Below are 17,756 nucleotides of genomic sequence, written 5' to 3' on the forward strand. Positions count from 1 at the left end.
AAAATATAAACGTATCCCATGATTTTTACTTTTTAAAAACTTCATTAAGCAGCAATGCGGAGCATGAAATTGTTTTTAAAAAAGTCAAAAATGTCAAAAATAAATAATCCCTACTCTGAGATAATAAGTCGGGACAAAACATTTAATTGTTGATGAGTGTTAGGAGATGTGTAGGCAAACTTTCAGCTTTAAACCCTTTTTTGAATTTACATTGAATGTCAAACAAGTTAATATTTAATCGATAGAGGAGAATCTCCTGGCATAATGCGATCGCTGCTTAAGTTAGTGGCATTCATATATATCTTGCTGATGATGAAACTGGTTTTTGTCCCAGTAATAGTGTGATTCGACGACAAGAGAAGAGTTAAGTTTTACTCCCTCTGCCTTTAAAAGTTCGGCTTGATTCAAAATGTATTTGGTTAATAGTGTTCCATCAGCTTTGACGAGACGATGAGACGGCACATTGGTGAGTGTTTGTTTGATGTAATTACCGATCGCTCTGTAGTAAGCTTGAGTTAAACCCAGAGCCAGCAATAAATCTGAGGTGGTGACAACTTTACCAAATGGAATTCTTTTAACAAATTCTTGAAAACGCTCTTTAGGATTATCAGGAAAAACCGAAAAACGATGAGACGTTAACACGATTTGATCACCTATATTGATTTCGCCTCCCCCTACAACTATTCCTAGCATACCTCTTCGGTTTTTAATTCGTTTAGTTAAGCCTAACTGAACTTGTTCCAAATTCTTACAGGGTTCACACAAAAAAGTTAAACGAATTAACGCTTCTCCAATTTGTAAAACCTGACCCGATGAAAACTGCTCAATCTCACCATCAATGAGTATGTTTTCTCTTAACTCACCTGGGTTGAGCTTAAAATCCTGTAGTGTGTTAGCCCCGACTAACAGAATTTGACGAGGACTTCCTTGAGCGGCATGAGCATCGCCCACTATCCCAACACCCGTTTCGAGAGTTAGCTTTTTATAGGGTAAGGTCGGCTGCCCCGATTTCGGTTTGGCAAATAGGTAACTGACTCTAGAGTGGCACATAAATTAAATTTTAACTTTTACCTAAAATAGCATTTTTGATTGGGTACGAATTAGCTACTTTTTAGGCTTAATTTAATTTCTTTTAGTTTATGTTTTAGCGCGGCTTCAAGAGCTTCAAGCTCGGCTTTTTTCATTGCCTCAACTTTCATTTTTTCAATTTTGGCGATCGCACTTTGAACGGTTTTTCCAATTTTTTCTTCTTCGAGAGGGAGTTTTTGGGTCAATTCTTCTGTAACTCGATTTCTTGTGGCCGCGACGGACAGTTTTTTTTCAATAACTTCTTGCGTTACCATTTGACGAATTAATAAGGCTTCAGATGCGGTTTTTCCAAGTTTTTTAGCCGATAGCTGCTGTAATACTCTTGCCTGATGCCCACCTAATCCCTTTTGCCTAATAGCTATTTTTAAGTCATCAAACAAATTTAATGAGGGAAAAATATTTGTCTTTACTGATGTTGGATTAAGTTGTAGCGATAGAATAACTTTTAAAACGGCTTTTTCTTTTTCTTTAATGGTTTCAAGCCGTTCTAGATCGGATAAAGCTTTTTCTTGTTGTTGTGCTGAAGCTGTAACTAATGTTGTTAAAAGCTCTAATTGACTTTCTGATGAGAGCCTAGTGATGGCAGCATTAAGTAGGTTGGGAACTTCAGCCGGCTCGATAGCTTCGGTAGTGGCAATTTCAGCTACTAACATCTCTGCCATGTCTAACGGGTTTAGGTTTTCTCGATGATAATTGGCCAGAAATGCCTGACGACGAAATGTCACTGGATTCGAGACACAAGTGGAATGGAGCAGGGGAAGGATAATTCCTTGAAGTGTTTGCCAATTAATTTTTTGCGCCGCTCGATAGCGCCGTTCACCATCAAATATTAAAAAAGTTGTAGCATCGATCTGAAAAACTAAAATTGGCTGTTGTTGTCCATCTTGTTCTAAGGAACGGGCTAAGACTAAAAGGTTTTCCTCGCTGAAGGTTTGACGAGGCTGTTGGGGATTGGGTTGTAAATTTTCAATCTTGATTTCTATTATTGTTTGTTCAGTAAGAGATGAGCGAAGTTCTTTGACTTTTTTCTCTTCGGCTTGTTTATTTCCCGATGCTCTTAATTGGTCGATTTCGACGGTGAGTTCTTCAACTCGTTTATTAGCTTTATCGAGTTCTTGATAAACCCCTACTTGAGAAAATTGTTGGTTGATGAGGTTATCTCCTATCCGGCGGCCCATAATTTTTCTCCTTGATTTAATTCGTTTTTTAAAGCTTTGATAATAGGATTAAAATCTTTACAAGCAGGATGGCTTGGACGGTAAAGTTGTAGTGGCAGTCCAAGGGCACAAGCATTTTTAAATTCTGATGAAGAACGAATCGGGTTAAAACAATGAATACCCAGTTCTGACAACATTGGACTTAGCTGTTCTAGTAGTGTTCGGTGAATAGCTATTTTTCGATCATATTGATTGGGGACAAATCCTAAAATTTTCGGTCTTGGATTTAATCGTAAAATCCCAAATTTCTCATAAAGCCATTCGAGAAGTTTAGATGCCCCGGCTGTGGATTTCGGTTCGACTTGTACGGGAACTAAAATGTGTGTGGCCGCCGTGATCGCAATCGTGGGAAGTGGACCCAAAGTGGCTGGACAATCAAAAATAATCACATCTTGCTTTAAGGGAAAGTCGTCAAGGCGATCGCCCAGTAAGTAAGCGCCTCGTTGATGGAGTACCAATTCATTACTTGTCTTTTCTAGGATTTTTTCCCCTTGACAGGCATAAGCTGACTTTACTCCTTTATTGTTCCAAAGAGGGACTATTGGCCAGTCTCCGCTAAATTTATCGTTAGATAAAACTGCCGCAATGGTTTGACTCTCATCAGGTCTGGGTAAACCGCAGAAGACATTAATAGATCCTTGAGGGTCAAGATCGATCGTCGCTACTGAATATTTGGCTATTGATAGCAAATAAGTTAAGTGGGTTGCTAATGTGGTTTTCCCGCTCCCTCCTGCATTGGAAAGAATCGCTAGACGTAGCTGTTGCATGAGTTGTTTAAATTAAAATTTATTAGTTCTCCAGAATAATATTATTCTGTATGAAGAGGCTAAAAAAAACTTTGTTCCCCATCTGATATGTTGATTGAGAGAGCAAATACGTTAAGTGAGTTGCCAGCGTGGTTTTCGCTCCACCGTCCGCCTGAAAAAAAAATTAAATTCTTCAGAATAACATTATTCTCGTAAAGAGGCTAAAAAATTTTGTTCCTCATGTGGCTTTTAAGTTGATTTTTGCGAATTTGCGGAATTATTTGGCAACTTATTGGAAAAATATGCGAGCTTATTGGAGTTTTTCTTGACTTTCTGGCTTTTTATCGGTTGTCTCTTTTGCCTTCTTCTCAAACACATTAATTCCAGCACCTTCTAGCTCGATGATTCCATCAGCATCAATTTTAACTATCTTGCCGGCTAAAGCGGCTGTCCATGCTTCATAGCTATCCATTTTTTCAACGTTTTTCTGGAGTTTTTTGCGATCAACTTCTGCCCTGACTACTATGCCATTATCGCCGGTGATTTGTATCGTTACCTTTTTCCCTGTCTCCGGTACATCAGGCCGTTCGCTAAACTTGATTGTTACCTCTGGTGTCTTACCATTAATCATGATTACTCCTACCTCTGAGCTTGTCCCTGGTTTAGTCGTTGATGTAGTGGTTGATGTAATAGCTGTGGCCCTAACTTCTGTTGATGTATCAGTTGTGGGTATAGCTGCTGAGTCGGCAACAGAAGTAGAGTTAATGTAGCTGTCTTGAGTTTCTTGAGCTATAAATTCGGTATCTTGATTGATTAGACAATTAGGTGGGGTTTTATAGGTTTTTTCGCCTTCATGTCCTTGTTTGTGCCTCTCTTTATCCGTTTTGGACTCCACAACGGTTTCATCAATCTTGTTAGCCTCGACTAAATGAAGCTGCATACCTTCGCGTCTGGCCACTATCTCCCAGGCATCTCCTTTATTTACTCTTGGCTCTAACTTTCCCAGTACAGTAATGTAAAACGGTTTCCATTGCGGTAAGTTCTCTTTTCCTGCTGGTACGTTGTTGCGTTCCAGGCGCAACCCGATCTGGCCTTTCCAAACATTGTGAATCCGCCCACGAATGCGAAAGTGATCGATCGCTGCCTTTGAGGGCAGTAATTTATCTAATTTTGTTCCGTCATTGACGGAGATCGCTTCGACGAGTTTTAGTCCGCTTAAGTTTTGTTGCCGGTCGGTCCGAAAATAAATGCGCCAAGCATAAAGTTTCTCTAAGGAAATCTGGTTGAGTTTCGAGTGATGAAACAGATAAACAGGTAAAATCGTCCCATCAGTCAATAGCAGTTTTCCCATCTTGGGATTTTCAGCATCTAATTCTAAATGCCCCAGGACATAACCAAATGCTGAGTATTGGATTGATGTGGTTGGTTGAGCCTCAGTAGTTGGTTCATTATTTGGTGGTGCTACAGCTTCCATCATGTATTATTAATTGAATCAGTTTTATTGTAGTTTATTTTCGAGTTCATGAGCCAACTTTTTTTGAGTTGCTCATGGGATTTTTGTCGATAAAATGAGAGAGTAAAATGAACTGGCTATTAAATTTTACTCTCTCATTATTTCTGGCTTCATTAATTTAAATGTCTCGATAAAAAAATCAGTTAGCTTTTTGTGACTTGAGTGAAAACTCTTCACTTCTAAAATTTTACCGAGAGATAATTTAAGAAGATAGCACATCGATTAAAATTCCTGTTCTTTGAAAAAAAACTTTAACTTTTCTTTTCAAATCTCTTACATTTCCCCGCAACTCCATTACATTGATTGCCATATTTCGGACAACTTGTCGCGTAACTTTCTCTTTCAACAGCGTCATGACAATAACTACAAATTAAATGAAAGACGCGGGTATGAATCGTGCGATAATGAGATTTTACAGTATATTCGTTGACGCGGATTTTCTTACTGGGCATGGTTAGGGAACGTAATATTTTAAGCTTCCTTAATTTTACTGCCAAAAACTTTCAGCCGTAAAAGGAAATGTTTTATTTCTTGCCCTTTTAAGGTTTTCGCTTCCGATAGTACAAGCTGCTATAAGCGGTGAGTATTTTTTGAACCAGGAAGTCTTCAATTCTTTAAATATAGCTGTTACTAACTGAAATCTCTCTTGTGCTTCTGGGTGAGAACACAAATCGGGATGCCATTTCTGCGCTAATATTTTATAGTTCCGCACTAATTCGTCAAAATAAATAGGCTTCCCTAAAATACAGTAAGGCGGCGTTTGTTCGAGTCCATTAGTTGGCGGTACTGGTGGAAGATAAGCGATCGCCGTCGCCAAAACCTTAACGACTTGGGCAACTCGATTGTGATCCTGTTCCAACTGTTGCTCCCGCTCTGGCTGTTGGGAGTTTTTAGGTTCAGCCGATGGTTCAGGTTGTGCCGGGGGTAGGCATTTGACATACTCGATCGCCATCAACCATCCCAGTCTGGCCCGATCGCTGTTTTTCCTCAAGTTTAAATTATGTTCGCTAGTGAATTCTTTAACGGCTGTGGCCGTCCATTGATTTTTTGCCCACTTATAAAAGTTAATTAGGTTGTCTATGTGGCATCTGTAGCGAAAACAAGTTTCTGGAAGCTGCGCTATTTCTAAAATTTGTTGCTGTGTGTACATTTTTTCTCCTTTTTTTTCGATAATGGGACACTGGGAGCAATTGCCCCCAATGAAAAATAAAAACAATTGCATTTAGAATCCAATGGGACTATCTGGGTTGACATCAATGGTTAACGTTCCCGCTTCATCCGCAATCCTGGCCACTTCTGCATCTAAATCAACATCGAAGTTTTCTAATTGCGATAAGGACATCGATTCGGGGATCGACACTATAGGATGATGATGCTGACTCTCGACTAAATGCCCGGCTAGTTTCGTCTTTGTTTGCAGTAAAAACTGTTGGGCAAATTGTTGGGAACTTTCCGCGTGTTCAGTAAGAACGTTGGATACCGCTTCGGTAAGCCTAGCTTCTAAAACCGTATTAAAATCAGTCTTTAAAGCGTTTTTGAACATTAGAACGCTGTTTTCAACGATGATACCAGCTACCGCTTGATTAATTTGATCACCAGTTTGTAAGCCTTTTGCTATGTGACGTGAATTATCCATAATGGCTGATTTCCTTTTTATAATGTTGCGCTTTATTGGGTTGACTCGAATTGAGCCGAAGAACAGATCTCTTAGTTGAAGAGGATCTTTTATTGAGTTGGCGAAAAACTTTATTTAACCTTTGTCAGGTCTGAATAATTTCTTGACTGCACGCTCCGCTTAACTTTTTGATAACTTGCTGGTTAAAGGGACTGCGTGTTCTCTTCAGCCAATTTAAATGAAGTTGAGAATTTTGTCAAGCCTTGAGTCGATTTGTGATAAAACTTAATAAATCTAACGTCTAACCCTAGGGTGTACCCAAGATTTTAACAATGCTTCCACTGGTTGAAGCCACTTGGAATTAAATAAATCATAATCAAAAAATAAAGTTATTTTAATCTTAAAAAATTTGTTAGTTGAACTCGCTCCTAATAAAAATGAGTAAAGATCATTCTCCCTCTTCATCTGACTCAAAAATCGATCGGGCCCTTAATTCTTCAATAGAGAAATCTCGACATCAAGTCGCATTTTTAACTTCCTTTATTAAGGATACCGGCTCAGAAGTTGTTAAGAGGACTCACTCGGTCGGCCAAAAAGCAGCTTCTAAAACCTATCAGTTGATCGAGCAAGCTACATCCGAGGCGGGACGGGCGATGACGGCTATAGGTAATCTTCCTTTGGTGAAAAATCCCTTTGTACAAAAACTAGCAGGGGTATTTAAGCTAGATTGGCTCGTGGGGATGAGCAGTTCTGTGGATTTAATTAAAGCCTCTGATGAGGTTAAACGGCTCAAAGCCAAGTACAATGAGGAATCGTCCTTTGAGATCGCTCATCGAATCATACTCTCAAAGGCCACTCAAGCCAGTGGGATAGGATTTGTTAGTAGTATTTTGCCGGGTTCTGCTGCTGCACTTTTAGCAGTGGACTTCGCTGCAACTAACGCATTACAAACCGAAATGATCTATGAGATAGCTGCCGCATATAACCAGGATTTACGAGATCAGGCCAGACAGGGAGAGGTTTTAGCCATTTTTGGTCTAGCCCTGGGGGGAAGGAACGCCCTCAAAGCCGGTCTGGGTTTCATGAGGAATATCCCCTTAGCCGGAGCGATGATCGGGGCCAGTACCAATGCCACCATGCTCTACACTTTAGGTTATACAGCCTGTCGCTTTTATGAGGCTAAAGAGAAAGAATTAACGGAAGAACCGACTACCGAAACTTTAAAATCACTGCAAAAACAAAGTGAAGATTATCTCGATGTAGCGCTCGGCCAACAGGCGATTATGGATCAAATATTAATTTATCAGATCCGGGCAAGTTACCCCAATAAAAACTGGTCTGATATTCTACCTGAACTCGAAGAACTCAAATTAGAGCCTGAGTCGATTAAAACCATTGAGGCTAATATTACTTCGCCTCAACCTTTAGACGTTTTATTAGAGCAAATTAACCCGGATTTTGCTTTAGCTTTATTGGCTCAGTGCCGACAAATTGCTCTCCTCAAAGATAATATCTCTCCAGAAGAAGATAAAATCTTACAGGCGATCGCTTTTAAAATAGACATTAATGACCAGAACCAAATAGGTGAAGAAAAAAACGGTAATGAATAATAGATTATCGAGAATTTTAATAGTATGTTTAATCATGAGTTTTGTTTTAGCTCCCTTCGCCGGACTTGCCCCATTAATGTTTATTCTTTTGGTCGCTGGAATTACGTGGAGTTTCGGGAGCATCATCCAAAGCTTTTTTTTAAAGGAAGAGGACAATCAAACTCATAGTTAAAAGATTGCCGTTCCTAGCTTCGACTTTGGAGAAAGGGAGAGCGATTGCTTCTACTTTTAGAACGAATCAAATTCTTTTCTAGTTTAAATTCGACTTGACGGCTACTTGCTCCTTTAAAAACGGCCACTTTTTACTTTAAGTGAGCTTGAAAATTACGCCAAAATAGGGTTTGAGTCTTAAATTGTTTGCCGCAAATCGGGAAAGACTTTGGCAACTTTGCTTAAGATATAATCGCCATAAGTCCCCTGCAACTGATGGACACTTGCCTTGTCCCAACGCTCATATAGATCGTCTTGGATAATTTGTCGTGTTGGAATCGGTTGTATTTGAGCATCGAAGTTGGGATCGAAGAAGAAGGGAAAAGAAAGACGATCGCTCGGTGATGGATTGCGGACTCGATGGGGTGTCGAGCGATAAAAGCCTCCCGTGAGACGATCGAGCATATCACCGATATTGCAGACAAATGAGTTAGCAACAGGTGGCGCCGAGATCCAACCCCCTCCGGTTTTGACCTGTAGCCCCCCCGAATCATCCTGTTTGAGAATAGTCAGCAAGCCATAATCTGTATGTTCACCCACGCCCCAAGACTCGGAGTGAGGATCTTCATCGGGGGGATAATTGAAGATCCGAAACAGGATTAGGGGATTGGCTGTATAGCGATCATAAAAATAAGATGATTCCAATTCTAAACTTAGAGCAATGCCTTCCATAATTGTATGACCGAGTCCGGTCATGACACTTAGATACTCTAGAACGGTTTCGCCGAAGTCCGGTAAAGGAGGAAATAGGTTTTTTCCATGCAACAGAAGATTTGCTTTGACCCTAGGATCATCTGCGTCAAGTTCGGAGCCGAAATAAACTCCCTCTTTGCGATCGGGTTTTCCCGAAGTCAATTCACCGCCAACGGGAAAATAACCACGCCACGCTCGACCGGCTAATGCCATGCGAATCTGCATTTTAGTTGCTAGATCTTGTGCGAAAAACTGACGGCTGAGGTCTTCTAGGCGTTGCTGTAATTTTTCATCGATGCCATGCCCGACAATATAGAAAAACCCCGTCTCACGACAAGCCTGCTCTAACTGCTTGACAACTGTCGTGCAGTCTCCTTGACGACCGGCTAACGGGCTGATATCGATTATCGGCAATTGAAGGGATTGAGCATCTAACCAACAAGTCATCTTTACTGAAAATCAAATAGCTGTTTTGAACTAATATACTAAAAAATGATAGAGATAGAGGAAGATAATGGCGATCGCCAAATCGAATGATTAGGAAAGCCAACAGGGACAAAATTCTAGGTTTACATTTAAAGTTCTTAGATAGACAGAGGTCGAGAACTTGTTGCCGACAACAGCCAAGAAAACTTTCAAACCCAAATTCATCCAATTCTAAAAGCCTATAATTTTTAATTTTCTTTACCTTCTTTTCGGGCTTCAATTAACCAATATAAATTCCCATCCTCCAAAAACTTATCAAGCGAGATCGGGGGTTCCGTTGGCAGTAAAATTTTTTCCCAATCCCCTCGGTCACAACACCAATTTCTGGCAACGTGCTGGTAAATTTCTAGGTATTCTTTCTTAAAATACTCCATCATTTGAGGAGATTCTAGAAATGATTCCAACATTGAATGATGGTAACCGGCTTTTCCGCTATGCCATTCTTTCACCCCAGGATCTTTAAAACCTTCATATTTCTCAGTTAGTAAATAATACCATAGACGGTAGGCATGATGTCTAATTAAGTTTTGCTCGGTGTGAATTAAACATTCGAGTTCTTCAATTAAATTATCTAGATCTAATTGTTCAAATTTTCTTTTCCGTAACAGTTCAGCTTGGGATTGAATCCAAGCAATAAAATTTCGTTCATACAGGTTATCACTATCACTACTCATATTTTAGAATCTTCCCTCTATCAATTTATATCCCGATGTTAACTCTGGCTCTTATTTTAATGCCAACGGACGGGATATAAACACGCGCAATACGCTTAATCTCACTGCTTTTATTGCTCAGTAATAGACGTAGCGTTTGTCGCTTTTGTTATAGACAATGAAGCTTTGTTGATTAAATTTCTAGCAACTCGTACTGGTTAAGGTAGCTTGACCTAAAACCGAGCAATAGACGGCAATGGTGTCCAAAACCGTTATTGTGGGAGTATTATTGATGAACTCGATTTTAAGGACGGTAATGATGCAGCCAAATCATGAAGCCAACAACCCTTTTGAGCCGGGTTTTCGTCTTGAATTCGTATTGATCTACTGTGGTGTAATGGCATTGGTGTTTTACACCCACTCTAAATGCTACCAGTTCGGGGTTGTAGCTGAAGATGGTTCAGTAGAGCGGCGAAAGGAAATTTATTACACGGCAGGAGCGGCTCTTGAGGCGGCTAAAAATTGGATCGCTTTAAAAAACTTTGAGAATAATGCTTAAATGTGATTGTTGAAGGCTAATCGGGGAATACTAAAAGGGTAATAGTTAAAATTAATATTTTAATGAATAAATGGGTCACAAGTATTTTGTTAGTTGTATTGAGTACAAATGTTGCTACCGTCGCCCAAAACTTACCCACAGCAACAATGGTGAGTGTAGGTGATGGAGATACATTAAGAGTCAATCAACAAGGGCAGACTATTACAATTAGATTAGGATGTGTGGACAGTCCAGAAATGTCACAAAATCCTTACGGACAACAAGCCGCCAATCGATTAAAACAATTATTACCTAAAGGGAAAACTGTGAACGTGCGGCGTATAGACAGAGATCGTTATAATCGAACCGTCGCTGAGATATACCTCAATAATAAATCAATTAATTTAACTTTAGTTAGTGAGGGAATGGCGGTAGTTTACCCGCAGTATCTTAATGGCTGCGCTGCTACAAAGAATCAATTATTGGCGGCTCAAAGTGCCGCTAAACAGAAACGTTTAGGATTTTGGAAGCAAAATAATCCGATTATGCCTTGGGATTATCGAGCCGGTAAAAGACCCGTTACTAATACCCCATCAACTGCTAATAATAACAAGAAGTGCGATCCTTCTTATCCGGATATCTGTATTCCACCACCGCCTCCGGCTCTTGATTGTGGGCAAATTTCGCAACGAAGATTCAGGGTTTTAGCCCCAGATCCTCATGGATTCGATGGTGACAAGGATGGGATTGGATGTGAAAGATAAACATTTGTCTCAAAGCAATTATATAGAGCCTGATATAAAACTAATCGCCTAAAATGGTACGGCTGCGGTGATTGCGCCGGTTATTGAAATCCCTTGGTTAAAACTCGGACTTTTTTTCAGAACATTTTATTTGTCATACCGCGATTCATTAAAAGTAGAAGATGCCTTGAATAAAGCTAGAGAAGAGTTGCCAGAATATAATTGTTATCGTCGATTTCAGGAATAATTATCGATATTTTTGTCATTATTTAACGCTTTTCAACTAATTATCAATTAGGTTTATTGCTAAAAGTTAGGGGATTTTTCTCTTGTTAAAAAGAAGAAAACATGAGAGGTTGGATAAGCGCCATTAAGCTTGGGGGAGTTTTTCCCGTCACTTTTTTTAAGATGAAATCCGATCATTCTGAGCAATTAATTATCAAATGGAGAAAAGTAGGCCGGCTAGTTCTTATAGGAGTTTCACCAATAGCCGCATTTTTTTTGCTCTTACTAATCGTACTGGGATTGAGCCGGGAATGTGCTTTAATAGGATTCGGTGCAAAAAGAGCCTTTGTTACTGGGCAAGTCTGCCAGACAATAAGTAATATATTCTTGCCGGAAAAAGAGCCGCTACCGACACCGAGTTTAGCGGAACAGGGAATTTAACAGTATTTAAGATTTTACGGTTTAACTTTTGAAGCCAATACAAAAAAACTTTTTTCTCCTCTCAAAACGCCTATTTGACCAAAGAGAGCATTGATAACAGTTTTAGCCCTCACGCTCGTGCATCAATGTATTCACGCCAATATTTAATTTTCCCCCCTTCCAACTCGAAAATTATTGCATCAGTTGCGAGTTGTTTTTTCCCCGTTTTTTTGTCAGTATCGCTCCACTGCCACTCAATCGCCCCCTGGTTTCCTTGACTGATGATCCGTTTGATTTGAATTTGTGTTTCTTCTGTGTTCTGCCAATAGTCCGTCGCCATCTGTTGTAGTTGAGATTTTCCCTGTATGACTTTGTTTAAATTTGACTCAATTAAAGATGATGACCTTAATTAATTTTTGACCACTTAGCGATCGCTAAAAATCGCTTCTTCCCCCAAATGCTTTTTGAGCGCAAACCGGCGAGAAAGCACGGCACAACTAGGCTTAAGATCGTAAGAGGATCTATAAAAACCCAGAATATTGGCGATCGCCCCTATCGGTTAAATCAATATGAGTTAAAAAAGAGTACCAAATCTCTGATGCAGGGTAGGGTGTAGCGTGTTGAAATAAAGTGTTGAAAATATAAAGAAATCCCGAAAAATTTTGTACAGAGTTTGTAGGTCAAAAGCGGGAGCCGAATAGTTAAGGCGATTTGACAGAAGAATTCTGCGCCTTTTTTATTTCTTGCTCAAGTTGCTCAAACCTCTCTATCAACTCCCCTAATTGCTGCTGTAACTGAAGCAATAAAGTTCTGTCAGAAATAGTTAGTGGACTATTAACGGCTGAACCTCTCCTGCTTCTTTGCTTCGGTTGAGGTTGTCCTTGAGCCATCAACCTCTTGAGTTGTCGTTGTAGTTCCTGAATGCGGTTGCGGCGCAGAGGATAGCAGCTACCATCCTCAGAGTGGCTTTACTATGGTCGGCTCCAAGGTATTTAACCATCTTTTTCTTCAATTTACCTTCTTTATCACGGATATGCGTCATCAGGCGGTAGTATTTATAGGATTTACCACTTGGCTTGCTGACTACATAGCTAGAGATCGGTGGTGTTGGGAGCGGCGACAAGTCCTGAGCCTGCGATTCGGGCGATTTGTTGTTCTATTGATTGGGGGTTTATTTTCATCGCGGGAACTGAGTTGGTGGTTGTATAAAATTACTTTACAGCCACCAACTTAAAACGTCAAGGTTGGATTGCGCTTTGTGCATCAGGGGACTTTTCTTCTAAACTAAAAACAAGGAGCAAAGCTTACGGTAAAACTGGGGGGATAAGGGCGATGGCGAGAAATTTTACAAGGGCACAGCGCTTATTAATGTTGAGGAAGTCTGGCTATTGCTGTGCTAACTGTGGGGTGAATTTAACTCTTGATAATTTCGCCGCCGATCATCGAATCCCGTATTCAAAAGGGGGCGCGACGCAAGCCTGGAACGGTCAAGCTTTGTGTATTACTTGCAACAGCCAAAAGGGGGATAAGTGGGAGGGGTTGAGTAATGGCGATCGCTAATTATTTCAGCACCTATCATGAATTGGTACTCCAAAGGATTCTAGCCGGCTTGACTAAATTATATCCCCATCAACGGGAAGCCTTATTATCGATTTATCAAAAAGCGATGCGAGGGGAGATGAACTCAATACCCCGGCAAGCAGCATTAATTTTATGCGGCGTGGGGACTGGAAAAACACTAATTCAAGCTTTGACTCCCTTTATTCTTGCACCCTGGATGAGTGCCGAAAAAGTGTTATTCCTGAGTGATAACTGTACTCTACGCTCAAGGTTCATCAAAGATTTTCCCACAACTGCTCAAGGTCGTCCCATTTATGACCAATGGCTGCTGTACTCATTAGAAATTTTGCCCCCTGGTGTTCCCCCACCAACAATTGTTGAGTTAGATGCCAATAATTTTGAATCCTATGCTTTTGCTCTACATTCAGCTTCTATGTTGGTAGCTAATCGCCAATTTCTACTCAATTTAGTGACTAGAGGGGATATAGAACCAACAAGTATTGGTTTAATTGTCGTCGATGAAGCTCATTTCAGTGCGGCGCAATCATATCGCACCATCGTTAATTATTTTGAGTCATCACTACTAACCTATTTTACCGGCTCGAAATTCCGCAGCGATTCTCAACCTTTGCCGAACGTTCATTATTCTCAAATAGCAGATTTAGATGAACTGGGAAACACCGTTATTCGTTACGCCCCTGATGCCGACTACGAATTCTCTTTGCAACAGGCGTGGAGGATGGACCCGCCGCCGATTAAAAAACTAACTCTTTCTGAGGCGAGTAGTAAAGCTTTTGTCATCGAGGAAAACGGAGAAGAGATTGCTTATGACTTTGAAACATTCATCAATCGTGCCAGAAGTGATCGCCAATGGTTCAGGCAAATCCTTTTAGCTGACTCGTTTTGTCTCCCTGTTTTACAAAAAGCGGTTGAAGTTTTATTAAGTAAACGATCAGCAACCGGGCAACCCCACGCCATGATAGTTCGGGCACTAAATATCGCTCATGTTCATCGGGTAGCTAAACTCTTAGAAGATAATTTTCCTGTTCTGGAAGGGAAAGTCGGGGTGATCCATAGCGAACATGATGAATATGATTTAGCTGGTCGTGCCAGTGAGATATTACAGAGATTTTACCGGGGCGATCTGTGGGTATTGGTTCACTGCGGAATGATCGGGGTGGGTTTCGATCACCCTTGGGCTTCAGTCTCTTGTTGTCTGTGCGTTTTAAAATCCCTATCACCCGCCGAACAGGAATGGGGGAGAATTATCCGTCGAGTTCCAGGGGAGGCGGCTGGCAAATTTCCCAATCTAACCCATCCCAATTGGGGAGTAATTGTTACTCATGAATCTTTAGGCATTTACTCACTTTTTCAGGAGTTCCTCAAAGGTAAAGAAAGTGACGCGATTTCTCAAACCAATCTAATTAAAAAAACTAAACCAGCATTAACTTGTCCTTACGAAGCGGGAGAAACGGTTCTAACGATTAACGAGGTAGGGGATTTAAAACCTGGGGATGTTCTGCAACTAACGGCAATTATTGAACCGTCTTCTTCTGCTCCTCCTAAATTTAACTTAGCGGCTGAGTTGGGTTCCCTTACACAAGCCGCACCTGAAATTATTAATCTTGAAGATGATGTACCTAATGATGCAGCCATGATTGACTCTAATGCTCATTCTGGGTTGGAGAGACTTCCGTTATTCTATGGAGTTGATGGGCCGGACACAGTATACAAAGAGCAACCTCTACCAAAAGAGGCCGAAGTTAAAATGATCACTGAGCGCTTGCAGGAGATCCGCACGACTCGTACTGTCAATGTTTGTGTCGAGGCGGTGCTAAACGATCATCAAGTGCAGATTACACCGACTTGGATCGATTTACCCCAGGGGGCTACTGTGCAAAAATCTCGTTCGCTCAAAGAATTAGAGGAAGTCTCCTTTATCGAGCATTTAGGGTTAGACTGGCAGGTTTGGGTAGATAATAAATTAGTGTCTTTTGCTGAGTATAAAAAAAGCGTTCTTCTACAACAAAAAGGATTAGAACTCAATGAATCGGGTGATATCTGTGCCAACGGGATATCGCTAAAACAAACAATGGCGGCTGCTGTGTACGAAACTTTCCTCAAAGGTATTGAAGCCGAGTTAGCAAATTTTGAAGTGGAAATTCCTCATGCCGGTAATGTAATCGTTCGTCCTGACGTAGCGAAAATGAATTTACAAAATCAATATGGGGCAAAAGTTAGAGCTTTGGTGCAGGATATATTCAAGCAACGTCATCTAGTCCCAGACGGGCCAAGTGGAACCTCTTTAATTAAAGGACCGGTGAAATTGTTGTCTGACGCTATTGAACGAGTTACCGCTAATGGTTATGAAGCCGATTTTAAGAATAACAGCCAACTGATCCATGCGGCACTGTTTGGTTATATTAAAGAGAAAACAGGTAGAAGTTGGAGCGAACATAACGAGCAACAATATAAAGAAGCTTGGCAGTTGGGTTGGTCATTCATTCGGCAGTTAATAGAGCAACTGCGCTGGCGCAAAAGGATAATAGTTAATAGACCTGTCGTTGTTGACTCCGAAGAATTGGAATTTTAACATTTGTCGGCAAAATTCTTCGTTCTAGAATTTTATTCATTAATAGCGGATAAAGCCTTACCTAAGTCATAAATTTGGTTTTTAAGTGCTTTAATTGCCTCATCAACCGTATCACAATCATCCGTACTCAACAAGTGAGCATCCCCTACATCAGCACTTGACCATAAATAGGAATGTAACCCAATCGTTAAGACACCTCTCCAATTATTCTCGTAGGTTTCTAGGGTTATGAAATATTCTTTTGACATTAGATTATCTGGCTCTAAAATCAGCTTTCCCCAGATGGCAAAGCCGAAGTAGAGAGAGTTTTTCTCGTTATTCCATTCCCAGTCGGTTAAATGAGGAAAAGCCACTTTAACTTTTTCGACAACTTCTTCGAGTTCATATTCATTTAAAATCATCTTTGTTTATATTGCGGTAGCTTGAAAACTGTTGGCTTCTTGTTATTATAAGTAGAGTTTTTCTCGATGAGGGCAAAAGAATTAGCCGCACTAGCATCTTTTACTCTAATTCTAATTCATCCAAGCTTCAAGCCGCTTCGGACTTCCCATCAAGTTATGTAACACAAGGAGTATTATAGATGGGGAGCATCCCATTGAAAGCACTTTAACCATTTTAGGGTCGCCAAAACCCTTGCCTATCGTGACGAAAGAGCTATGCACTTACAAAAATGGGATGCTCCCATTTCGCACTTCTAAAGATTGATGCTCGTCATCGGTATTTTATGCTTTAATAAACCTTGCCAATCGATTCTTGAACTAGCGATCAGATCACACGGAGGCTTGAATATGTCCACTTCAAATATTGTTAAAGGGACTTGTTTGTGCGGAGCAGTCAGTTTATCAACAAGTAGCTTGAATCATCATATAGCGGCCTGTCATTGTAATATGTGTCGTAAATGGGGCGGAGGTGCATTATTAGCTGTTGAGTGCGGTAGTGACGTGAGTTTTAGCGGCGAAGAAAATATCGGGATCTATCAATCATCAGACTGGGCAGAACGAGGTTTTTGTAGTAAATGTGGTACTCACCTATTTTACAGGTTAAAAGAAAATCATCAGTATTACATACCTGCGGGACTTTTCGACTCGTCTGAAGGTTTTGTGTTAGAACATCAAGTATTTATTGATGAAAAACCGGAATATTATACTTTTGCCAATGAAACTAAAAATCTTACTGGAGCCGAATTATTGGCACAGTTTGCCGATTGATCCGAAAAGCCATAAATGAGGTCGAGCAAGCGGTACTGAATCTATCGACGATTAAGCAATAGGCAAAGCCTTTGTGATGGTAGGCTAAAGCACAAGATAGTCAACTCAAAAATTAGTATAATCAGAGTTGAAGATTAGTGAGCTACAAATTAAATATTTTTTCCAAGAGATAATTAATTTGGCTCAACGCGGTAATCTTTGAGAAATTTCTTCCTTAATTGCTTGATAAAGCTTATAGGTTTCATCGGCTTTGAAATTAGCGTCTTTCTTCTGACTTTGCGTTATAAACTTTTTAACTTCAGTCAATTCGTCGTGAAGATTTATTTGATTGTTGACCAGGAGATCTACATAATTCCTTGCCTGTTCAGTAAAAGTTTTTTCTTCTTCATCCACAGTGAGCGACTTGGACTTTAAAGTTCGGTTGTCCGTCGTTAGAAGGGTTAAGCTACTCTTAATAAGAGGCTTGAAGTAGCTGGATGTATTTTTAGCCAAGACCGGATGAGGATGAGCTAGAATTAGAGAGAAAAAAACTACTGCCGTTAAAATTAATGACAAGGTTGTAAACAGTAATCTTTTAATCATTTTTACCTGCCTGTAAAAAAATTAATGTGTTAACCCCCAATCATCCAACATTTAA

Annotated in this window: 20 protein-coding genes; 8 read left to right on the plus strand and 12 right to left on the minus strand. The window is 40.3% G+C overall.

Annotation, left to right across the window (positions count from 1 at the left end):
• Positions 1 to 282: 282 nt before the first annotated feature.
• The 6 genes from CYAN7822_RS31640 to CYAN7822_RS31670 all read right to left on the minus strand — a co-directional run bounded on the left by CYAN7822_RS31640 (position 283) and on the right by CYAN7822_RS31670 (position 6,201).
• Positions 283 to 1,050 (minus strand): MOSC domain-containing protein, encoded by a 768-nt coding sequence (locus tag CYAN7822_RS31640; protein ID WP_013334994.1) that lies wholly within the window; start codon positions 1,048 to 1,050, stop codon positions 283 to 285.
• 50 nt (positions 1,051 to 1,100) lie between these two features.
• Positions 1,101 to 2,267 (minus strand): ParB/RepB/Spo0J family partition protein, encoded by a 1,167-nt coding sequence (locus CYAN7822_RS31645; protein WP_013334995.1) that lies wholly within the window; start codon positions 2,265 to 2,267, stop codon positions 1,101 to 1,103.
• Entirely contained in the window at positions 2,252 to 3,073 is an 822-nt protein-coding gene (locus tag CYAN7822_RS31650) for a ParA family protein (protein WP_013334996.1), read from the minus strand. The genes CYAN7822_RS31645 and CYAN7822_RS31650 overlap by 16 nt, the downstream gene beginning before the upstream one ends.
• 289 nt (positions 3,074 to 3,362) lie before the next feature.
• Entirely contained in the window at positions 3,363 to 4,529 is a 1,167-nt protein-coding gene (locus CYAN7822_RS37100; RefSeq protein WP_013334997.1) for a hypothetical protein, read from the minus strand.
• Between the two features lie 523 nt (positions 4,530 to 5,052).
• Positions 5,053 to 5,715: a J domain-containing protein gene (locus CYAN7822_RS31665; protein ID WP_013334999.1), complete on the minus strand. Its 663-nt coding sequence runs from the start codon at positions 5,713 to 5,715 to the stop codon at positions 5,053 to 5,055.
• Positions 5,716 to 5,787: 72 nt separating this feature from the next.
• Entirely contained in the window at positions 5,788 to 6,201 is a 414-nt protein-coding gene (locus CYAN7822_RS31670; RefSeq protein WP_013335000.1) for a hypothetical protein, read from the minus strand.
• A gap of 416 nt (positions 6,202 to 6,617) precedes the next feature.
• Between CYAN7822_RS31670 and CYAN7822_RS31675 the strand changes: the two genes are divergently transcribed.
• Entirely contained in the window at positions 6,618 to 7,790 is a 1,173-nt protein-coding gene (locus CYAN7822_RS31675) for a YcjF family protein (RefSeq protein WP_013335001.1), read from the plus strand.
• A gap of 348 nt (positions 7,791 to 8,138) precedes the next feature.
• Here the strand turns inward: CYAN7822_RS31675 and CYAN7822_RS31685 are convergent, their stop codons facing one another.
• Entirely contained in the window at positions 8,139 to 9,140 is a 1,002-nt protein-coding gene (locus CYAN7822_RS31685; RefSeq protein ID WP_013335002.1) for an isopenicillin N synthase family dioxygenase, read from the minus strand.
• Between the two features lie 227 nt (positions 9,141 to 9,367).
• Entirely contained in the window at positions 9,368 to 9,853 is a 486-nt protein-coding gene (locus tag CYAN7822_RS35105) for a DUF29 domain-containing protein (protein WP_013335003.1), read from the minus strand.
• 235 nt (positions 9,854 to 10,088) lie between these two features.
• Here CYAN7822_RS35105 and CYAN7822_RS31695 point away from each other — a divergent pair, with 235 nt between their 5' ends.
• From CYAN7822_RS31695 to CYAN7822_RS31705, 3 genes are all read left to right on the plus strand, one after another.
• A complete protein-coding gene (locus CYAN7822_RS31695; RefSeq protein ID WP_041934267.1) occupies positions 10,089 to 10,391 on the plus strand; it encodes a hypothetical protein in 303 nt (100 codons plus the stop codon).
• Positions 10,392 to 10,453: 62 nt separating this feature from the next.
• Positions 10,454 to 11,134: a thermonuclease family protein gene (locus tag CYAN7822_RS36385; RefSeq protein ID WP_013335005.1), complete on the plus strand. Its 681-nt coding sequence runs from the start codon at positions 10,454 to 10,456 to the stop codon at positions 11,132 to 11,134.
• A gap of 327 nt (positions 11,135 to 11,461) precedes the next feature.
• Positions 11,462 to 11,779: a hypothetical protein gene (locus CYAN7822_RS31705; protein WP_041934268.1), complete on the plus strand. Its 318-nt coding sequence runs from the start codon at positions 11,462 to 11,464 to the stop codon at positions 11,777 to 11,779.
• Positions 11,780 to 11,888: 109 nt separating this feature from the next.
• Here CYAN7822_RS31705 and CYAN7822_RS31710 read toward each other — a convergent pair whose 3' ends face one another.
• Together CYAN7822_RS31710 and CYAN7822_RS39875 are read right to left on the minus strand one after the other, a co-directional pair.
• The gene (locus CYAN7822_RS31710) at positions 11,889 to 12,098 is read right to left on the minus strand and encodes a nuclear transport factor 2 family protein (RefSeq protein ID WP_049802813.1); all 210 of its coding nucleotides are present in this window, start codon (positions 12,096 to 12,098) and stop codon (positions 11,889 to 11,891) included.
• Positions 12,099 to 12,459: 361 nt separating this feature from the next.
• The gene (locus CYAN7822_RS39875) at positions 12,460 to 12,648 is read right to left on the minus strand and encodes a hypothetical protein (RefSeq protein ID WP_245602841.1); all 189 of its coding nucleotides are present in this window, start codon (positions 12,646 to 12,648) and stop codon (positions 12,460 to 12,462) included.
• Between the two features lie 83 nt (positions 12,649 to 12,731).
• Between CYAN7822_RS39875 and CYAN7822_RS39880 the strand changes: the two genes are divergently transcribed.
• The 3 genes from CYAN7822_RS39880 to CYAN7822_RS31725 all read left to right on the plus strand — a co-directional run bounded on the left by CYAN7822_RS39880 (position 12,732) and on the right by CYAN7822_RS31725 (position 15,911).
• Positions 12,732 to 12,992, plus strand: coding sequence for a hypothetical protein (locus CYAN7822_RS39880; RefSeq protein ID WP_245602842.1), 261 nt, complete (start codon positions 12,732 to 12,734; stop codon positions 12,990 to 12,992).
• Positions 12,993 to 13,090: 98 nt separating this feature from the next.
• Positions 13,091 to 13,318, plus strand: coding sequence for an HNH endonuclease (locus tag CYAN7822_RS31720; protein ID WP_041934269.1), 228 nt, complete (start codon positions 13,091 to 13,093; stop codon positions 13,316 to 13,318).
• Complete coding sequence (locus tag CYAN7822_RS31725; RefSeq protein WP_013335006.1) at positions 13,305 to 15,911, plus strand: DEAD/DEAH box helicase; 2,607 nt, start codon at positions 13,305 to 13,307, stop codon at positions 15,909 to 15,911. Before CYAN7822_RS31720 ends, CYAN7822_RS31725 begins: the two co-directional genes overlap by 14 nt.
• 32 nt (positions 15,912 to 15,943) lie before the next feature.
• On the opposite strand, the gene CYAN7822_RS31730 is transcribed toward CYAN7822_RS31725, so the two are convergent.
• Positions 15,944 to 16,312: a hypothetical protein gene (locus CYAN7822_RS31730; protein WP_013335007.1), complete on the minus strand. Its 369-nt coding sequence runs from the start codon at positions 16,310 to 16,312 to the stop codon at positions 15,944 to 15,946.
• A gap of 387 nt (positions 16,313 to 16,699) precedes the next feature.
• On the opposite strand from CYAN7822_RS31730, the gene CYAN7822_RS31735 reads away from it, so the two are divergent.
• Positions 16,700 to 17,119 carry a GFA family protein gene (locus CYAN7822_RS31735; RefSeq protein ID WP_013335008.1) on the plus strand — a complete coding sequence of 140 codons (420 nt, stop codon included), beginning with the start codon at positions 16,700 to 16,702 and terminating at the stop codon, positions 17,117 to 17,119.
• Between the two features lie 183 nt (positions 17,120 to 17,302).
• Here CYAN7822_RS31735 and CYAN7822_RS31740 read toward each other — a convergent pair whose 3' ends face one another.
• Positions 17,303 to 17,701, minus strand: a complete 399-nt coding sequence (locus tag CYAN7822_RS31740; protein WP_013335009.1) for a hypothetical protein — start codon at positions 17,699 to 17,701, stop codon at positions 17,303 to 17,305.
• Between the last annotated feature and the right edge of the window lie 55 nt (positions 17,702 to 17,756).

The sequence above is a fragment of the Gloeothece verrucosa PCC 7822 genome (assembly GCF_000147335.1).
Lineage (GTDB): Bacteria > Cyanobacteriota > Cyanobacteriia > Cyanobacteriales > Microcystaceae > Gloeothece > Gloeothece verrucosa.

Excerpts from the sequence above, each read along its gene's own strand:
- CYAN7822_RS31640 (WP_013334994.1), bottom strand. The coding sequence starts at position 1,050 with ATGTGCCACTCTAGAGTCAGTTACCTATTTGCCAAACCGAAATCGGGG.
- CYAN7822_RS31645 (WP_013334995.1), bottom strand. The coding sequence starts at position 2,267 with ATGGGCCGCCGGATAGGAGATAACCTCATCAACCAACAATTTTCTCAA.
- CYAN7822_RS31650 (WP_013334996.1), bottom strand. The coding sequence starts at position 3,073 with ATGCAACAGCTACGTCTAGCGATTCTTTCCAATGCAGGAGGGAGCGGG.
- CYAN7822_RS37100 (WP_013334997.1), bottom strand. The coding sequence starts at position 4,529 with ATGATGGAAGCTGTAGCACCACCAAATAATGAACCAACTACTGAGGCT.
- CYAN7822_RS31665 (WP_013334999.1), bottom strand. The coding sequence starts at position 5,715 with ATGTACACACAGCAACAAATTTTAGAAATAGCGCAGCTTCCAGAAACT.
- CYAN7822_RS31670 (WP_013335000.1), bottom strand. The coding sequence starts at position 6,201 with ATGGATAATTCACGTCACATAGCAAAAGGCTTACAAACTGGTGATCAA.
- CYAN7822_RS31675 (WP_013335001.1), top strand. The coding sequence starts at position 6,618 with ATGAGTAAAGATCATTCTCCCTCTTCATCTGACTCAAAAATCGATCGG.
- CYAN7822_RS31685 (WP_013335002.1), bottom strand. The coding sequence starts at position 9,140 with ATGACTTGTTGGTTAGATGCTCAATCCCTTCAATTGCCGATAATCGAT.
- CYAN7822_RS35105 (WP_013335003.1), bottom strand. The coding sequence starts at position 9,853 with ATGAGTAGTGATAGTGATAACCTGTATGAACGAAATTTTATTGCTTGG.
- CYAN7822_RS31695 (WP_041934267.1), top strand. The coding sequence starts at position 10,089 with ATGGTGTCCAAAACCGTTATTGTGGGAGTATTATTGATGAACTCGATT.
- CYAN7822_RS36385 (WP_013335005.1), top strand. The coding sequence starts at position 10,454 with ATGAATAAATGGGTCACAAGTATTTTGTTAGTTGTATTGAGTACAAAT.
- CYAN7822_RS31705 (WP_041934268.1), top strand. The coding sequence starts at position 11,462 with ATGAGAGGTTGGATAAGCGCCATTAAGCTTGGGGGAGTTTTTCCCGTC.
- CYAN7822_RS31710 (WP_049802813.1), bottom strand. The coding sequence starts at position 12,098 with ATGGCGACGGACTATTGGCAGAACACAGAAGAAACACAAATTCAAATC.
- CYAN7822_RS39875 (WP_245602841.1), bottom strand. The coding sequence starts at position 12,648 with ATGGCTCAAGGACAACCTCAACCGAAGCAAAGAAGCAGGAGAGGTTCA.
- CYAN7822_RS39880 (WP_245602842.1), top strand. The coding sequence starts at position 12,732 with ATGGTCGGCTCCAAGGTATTTAACCATCTTTTTCTTCAATTTACCTTC.
- CYAN7822_RS31720 (WP_041934269.1), top strand. The coding sequence starts at position 13,091 with ATGGCGAGAAATTTTACAAGGGCACAGCGCTTATTAATGTTGAGGAAG.
- CYAN7822_RS31725 (WP_013335006.1), top strand. The coding sequence starts at position 13,305 with ATGGCGATCGCTAATTATTTCAGCACCTATCATGAATTGGTACTCCAA.
- CYAN7822_RS31730 (WP_013335007.1), bottom strand. The coding sequence starts at position 16,312 with ATGATTTTAAATGAATATGAACTCGAAGAAGTTGTCGAAAAAGTTAAA.
- CYAN7822_RS31735 (WP_013335008.1), top strand. The coding sequence starts at position 16,700 with ATGTCCACTTCAAATATTGTTAAAGGGACTTGTTTGTGCGGAGCAGTC.
- CYAN7822_RS31740 (WP_013335009.1), bottom strand. The coding sequence starts at position 17,701 with ATGATTAAAAGATTACTGTTTACAACCTTGTCATTAATTTTAACGGCA.